Raw genomic sequence first — 4,981 nt, forward strand, 5'->3', positions numbered from 1 at the left:
CCGTCCGTTCTGGACCAACTCGCTGACATTGCCGGCGCACAAGGCTCGGTCCTCATCACGGCGGATCTCCAGGCTTATCGCTGGATCAACTCCGCCAGCCTCGATCAGGTCATGGAAGACTTCGCGTCCGGCGGCTGGGCGCGTGCCGGCGAGCGGACCGCGCGGCTTCTCGGCGCGCGCCACGCGGGCTTCGTCATCGAGGAGGATGTCTACACGCCGGAGGAACTCGCCGAAGACGTCCTGATCCAGCAGTTCCTGCGACCACGCGGACTTGGCTGGGGTACGGCCACCGCGTTTCCGCTCTCGACCGGCGATACGCTGATCTTCAGCATCGAGCGCCGGTTCGCGGATGGACCGGTGCCCCGCGCCGCCACCGTCGCCCTCGATGCGCAACGGCCCCATCTCGGGCGCGCGGCCCTGCTCTCGGCCCGGCTGAAGCTGGAGCGGGCGCACGCCTCTGTGCAGACGCTGGAGATGCTGGGACTTCCGGCAGCGATCCTGGCGGGGAGCGGAAAGCTCCACTACCGCAACGCCGGTTTCGCCGGCCTCGTGCCGCGCGTGGTCCGCGACCAGCGCGAGCGAATCACCCTCGCGCATCCAGGCGCCGACGCGCTGCTGGCGGATGCGATCGCGGCCCGCGCCGGAGCATCCGCCCGCTCCATCGCCGTCCCGGCCGACAACGAGAACCCGGCCCTGGTGATGCATCTCCTGCCGATGCGCGGCTCGGCGCAGGACGTCTTCGGCGGAGGAACGATGTTGATGGTCGCGACCCCCGTGATGCCGCGCCCGGTCCCCGGCACCGAGTTGCTGTCGGGCCTGTTCGACCTGACGGCGGCGGAGGCGCGCATCGCCCGCGGCATCGCCGATGGCGCCACCATCGCGATCCTCGCCACGCAGCAGAATGTTAGCCTGGAGACCATCCGCAGTCAGGTGAAGGCGATCTTCGCCAAGACCGGTGTGACCCGTCAGGTCGATCTTGCGCGGCTGATCTCGGGCTTCAGCCTGATTCGTTGAGCCGTGCGGAACCGCGCCCTCATTGCGCGCGCGCGTGCCCCCGTGCTTCGCCGCCGCTCAACGCCCGGAACAAGATCACGTTGGACAGGTCGACCTGCGCATCGCGCCAGTCGGGCGGACCCGGATCCTTCACCGGTTCCGTCCCCGATGGGAAAGGTCCCACCAAGCAGGCGATCATCCGCTCGCTCGTGCCACGCTGAAGGTATCGCGCGATACGCCGACGCATCCATGGCGCCATCGTGAACCTGGCTTGCATGATCGCCCCCTCGTGCAATTTCTCAGCGACATGAGAGCGCACCCGTGGGCCTGCTTCATCCCCCGTTTGGGGGAAAGTAAGCTCCCCTTCGGTGACATTCGGCAACATGTCCGGCGCAGTTCAGAAGCGGAAGATCGAACCGGCTTGGTCGAGGGCAGCCTTCTTGGCCGCCCGCGTTGCCTCGATCCGAGCGATCTCCCCGGTCAGCAGGGCGATGCGGGCATCGAGTTCGTCGAGGGAAAGCGTGTCGAGCGCCTCGCCGATTCGGTGCGTGACCGTGTCCCGTGGGCGGTTCTCATCCTCGTCACGCATGCCTGCCCCCTCTCATCCGATCACAGCCAGGAAGTCCCGGATTCCAAAGACCCGACGCCGAGATGTCGAGCCAGCGTCGCCCCGATATCCGCAAAGGTCTCGCGGCACCCGAGTGGGCCCGCCGCCATGCCCGGCCCGAACGCCAGGACCGGCACCTGCTCGCGCGTATGCTCGGTCCCGCCCCAGGTCGGATCGTTGCCGTGATCGGCGGTGATGACGCAAAGATCGCCCTGTCGCAGGCTGGCCTGAATCTCCGGTAGCCGCTTGTCGAAGGCTTCGAGTTCGGCGGCGTAGCCCGGAACGTCGCGTCGGTGCCCATACTCGGTGTCGAAATCCACGAGGTTGAGGAAGACGAGGCCCCCATCCGGCAGGTTCGCGAAGGCGTCGAGTGCCGCGCTGAGGCAGGCGGCGTTGCCGTCCGGCTTGATCTCCCGACCGGTCGCCCGGTGCGCGAAGATATCGCCGATCTTGCCGACGCTCACCACGCTGCGGCCGGCGGCGTCGAGGACGTCGAGAAGGGTGCGGCCCGGCGGCTCGACCGCGTAATCCTTGCGGTTCGCCGTGCGCCGGAAACCGGTCTCGGCATCGCCCACGAAGGGGCGGGCGATCACCCGCCCGACCCGGTAGGGATCGCAGAGCGCGCGGGCGACGCGGCATGTCGCGTAGAGTCGCTCCAGGCCGAAATGCCGCTCATGCGCGGCAATCTGGAAGACGCTGTCGGCCGAGGTGTAGCAAATCGGACGGCCCGTCCGGACGTGCTCCGCGCCGAGCCGGTCGATGATGGCGGTTCCGGCCGCGTGGCTGTTTCCGAGGATGCCGGGCAGTCGAGCCTGCTCGATCAACGCCTCCGTCAAGGCGACAGGGAAGGTCGGGACCGCGACGGGGAAGTGGCCCCAGGGGTCGAGGACCGGCACGCCGGTGATTTCCCAATGGCCGGACGGCGTATCCTTCCCCGCCGCACGCTCGATTGCGTGGCCGTAGGCGCCCTCCAGGGCTACGTCGCTCGCGAGACCGGGCGGGATGCATCCCGTGGCGCCTCGCGCCGCGCGCCCGAGGCCGAGGCGCGCCAGATACGGCAGCGACAGGGGGCCGGCGCGCAGGCCGGGCCGGTCGCCGCGACCCTCCGCGCAGGTCTGCGCGATGTGGCCGAGGGTATCGGCGCCCGCATCGCCGTAGCGTTCGGCATCGGGTGCACCGCCGATGCCGACGGAATCCAGCACGATGAGGAGCGCGCGCGCCATGGCCCCTCCCCTCAGGCCGGAATGGGATCGGCGACGGCGTCGCTCTGGAGATCGAAGGCGGCGGCGAAGAGGGCCTGCGTGTAGGCGGTCTGCGGCGCGGCGAAGATCGCGTCGGCCGACCCCTCTTCGACCACGCGGCCGTTCTGCATGACGAGGACGTAGTTCGCCAGCGCCCGCACCACCTTGAGGTCGTGGCTGATGAACAGGTAGGCGAGGCCGCGCTCGCGCTGGAGGTCGCGCAGGAGGGTGACGATCTGCGCCTGCACGGAGCGGTCGAGGGCGGATGTCGGCTCGTCGAGGACGACGAATTTGGGCTTGAGGACGATGGCGCGCGCGATGGCGATGCGCTGGCGCTGGCCGCCGGAAAATTCGTGTGGGTAGCGGTTCATGGTGGCCGGATCGAGCCCGACATCGGTGAGCGCCTTGGCGACCACCGCGTGCCGCTCGGCCCGGGTCCGCACCGCGCCCTGGACCACCAGCCCCTCCGCGACGATGTCGGCGATGGTCATGCGCGGCGACAGCGAGCCGTAGGGATCCTGGAAGACCACCTGCATGTCGCGCCGGAACGGACGCATGGCGGCCGGCGGCAGGCCGGCGATGGACGAGCCGAGGAAGACGATGGGGCCTTCGCAGCCGGTGAGGCGCAGGAGCGCCAGTCCCAGAGTCGTCTTGCCCGAGCCGGACTCGCCGACCACGCCCACGGTCTCGCCCGCGCGGACCGACAGGCTGACGCCGTCCACCGCCTTCACGTGGCTGGTGGTCCGGCGCAGCCAGCCCTCGCGGATCGGGAACCAGACCTTGAGCGGACCGGCCTCCAGCAGGCGCGGCGCGTCCGCCGCCACAGGGTTGGCGCGCCCCTTCGGCTCGGAGGCGAGGAGGCGCCGGGTGTACTCGTGCTGCGGCCGGGCGAAGATCTCGGCCACGGGCCCTGCCTCGACGATCCGGCCGGCGAGCATGACGCAGACGTTGTCGGCGATGCGCTGGACGATGCCCAGATCGTGAGTAATGAACAGCATCGCCATGCCGAGCCGCTTCTGCAGGTCGGCGAGCAGGGTGAGGATCTGCGCCTGCACCGTCACGTCGAGGGCGGTGGTGGGCTCGTCGGCCACGAGCAGGTCCGGCTCGCAGGCGAGCGCCATGGCGATCATCACGCGCTGGCGCTGACCCCCAGACAATTCGTGCGGATAGGCGTTGAGGCGGCGCTCCGCGTCACGCAGGCCGACGAGTTCGAGGAGCTCGAGGATGCGCGCCCGCGCCTTGCGGCCGGACAGCCCGCGATGCACCTCCAGCACCTCGCCGATCTGCCGCTGGATGGTATGCAGCGGATTGAGCGAGGTCATCGGCTCCTGGAACACCATGGTGTTGTCGGCGCCGCGAATGCCGCGCAGGTCCCGCTCCGGCAGCGCCAGCAGGTCCCGGCCCTTGAACAGGATGCGCCCGCCCGGATGGGTGGCGCCGGCATCCAGCAGCCGCAGGATCGAGAGCGCGGTCACCGACTTGCCGGACCCGGACTCGCCGACGAGCGCCAGGGTCTCCCCCGCTCGGATCGTGAAGCTCACCCGGTCCACGGCCCGGGTCTCGCGCTCCCGCGATCGGAAGGCGACGGACAGGTCCTGAACGTCGAGGAGCGTTTCGGGCATCGAATCCTGTCTGCGGGCGGGGCTGACAATCTGGCCAACGGTTATAGCGCGCGTGTCCGCGATCGGCGAACGCCGTTCTGCGCGTCGGCGACCCTTTGTCATTGATCGGCCGTCGGCACGCTCTACAACCGCCGGGTGATCGCGTCTCCCCGAGCCTGTTCCGCCTATCTGCCCGGCCTCGCGCTCGCTTGCGCGATGCTGCTTGCGCCGAGACCGGCCTTGGCGGCGGCCGAGGGGGCGACCGAGACCGTCGAGCAAGCGCTCTGCCGCTTGATCGAGGGCTCGGCCAAGGCGCGCGGGTTGCCCGTGCCGTTCCTGACGCGGCTGATCTGGCGCGAGAGCGCGTTTCGCGTCGGTGCGGTCAGCCCCGTGGGCGCGCAGGGCGTCGCGCAATTCATGCCCGGCACGGCCCGCGAGCGTGGGCTGACCGATCCGTTCGACCCCGAGCAGGCGATCCCGCACGCGGCGCATCTGCTCGCCGACCTCAACCGGCAATTCGGCAATCTCGGGCTGGCGGC

The 4,981-nt window shown here is 69.9% G+C and carries 5 protein-coding genes; 2 read left to right on the plus strand and 3 right to left on the minus strand.

Going from position 1 to position 4,981, the window contains the following annotated elements:
- A partial coding sequence (locus JWQ05_RS19000) for a helix-turn-helix transcriptional regulator (protein WP_299661905.1) occupies positions 1-1,014 on the plus strand: 1,014 nt, incomplete at its 5' end.
- 376 nt (positions 1,015-1,390) lie between these two features.
- Here the strand turns inward: JWQ05_RS19000 and JWQ05_RS19005 are convergent.
- Genes JWQ05_RS19005 through JWQ05_RS19015 form a run of 3 tightly spaced genes read right to left on the minus strand, consistent with a single transcriptional unit; the run spans position 1,391 to position 4,463 of the window.
- Positions 1,391-1,582 carry a DUF1192 domain-containing protein gene (locus tag JWQ05_RS19005; RefSeq protein ID WP_299661908.1) on the minus strand — a complete coding sequence of 64 codons (192 nt, stop codon included), beginning with the start codon at positions 1,580-1,582 and terminating at the stop codon, positions 1,391-1,393.
- Between the two features lie 20 nt (positions 1,583-1,602).
- A complete protein-coding gene (locus JWQ05_RS19010; RefSeq protein WP_299661911.1) occupies positions 1,603-2,823 on the minus strand; it encodes a phosphopentomutase in 1,221 nt (406 codons plus the stop codon).
- A gap of 11 nt (positions 2,824-2,834) precedes the next feature.
- Positions 2,835-4,463: an ABC transporter ATP-binding protein gene (locus JWQ05_RS19015; RefSeq protein ID WP_299661914.1), complete on the minus strand. Its 1,629-nt coding sequence runs from the start codon at positions 4,461-4,463 to the stop codon at positions 2,835-2,837.
- A 195-nt stretch (positions 4,464-4,658) separates the two neighbouring features.
- Between JWQ05_RS19015 and JWQ05_RS19020 the strand changes: the two genes are divergently transcribed.
- Positions 4,659-4,981 (plus strand): lytic transglycosylase domain-containing protein (locus JWQ05_RS19020; RefSeq protein WP_299661917.1); only part of this gene is annotated, 323 nt, incomplete at its 3' end.

It is taken from the genome of Methylobacterium sp. (genome assembly GCF_028290105.1).
In the GTDB taxonomy this organism is placed as follows: domain Bacteria; phylum Pseudomonadota; class Alphaproteobacteria; order Rhizobiales; family Beijerinckiaceae; genus Methylobacterium.

Bases quoted from the DNA above. Each gene is read 5' to 3' on its own strand.
- JWQ05_RS19005 (WP_299661908.1), bottom strand. From the start codon at position 1,582: ATGCGTGACGAGGATGAGAACCGCCCACGGGACACGGTCACGCACCGA.
- JWQ05_RS19010 (WP_299661911.1), bottom strand. From the start codon at position 2,823: ATGGCGCGCGCGCTCCTCATCGTGCTGGATTCCGTCGGCATCGGCGGT.
- JWQ05_RS19015 (WP_299661914.1), bottom strand. From the start codon at position 4,463: ATGCCCGAAACGCTCCTCGACGTTCAGGACCTGTCCGTCGCCTTCCGA.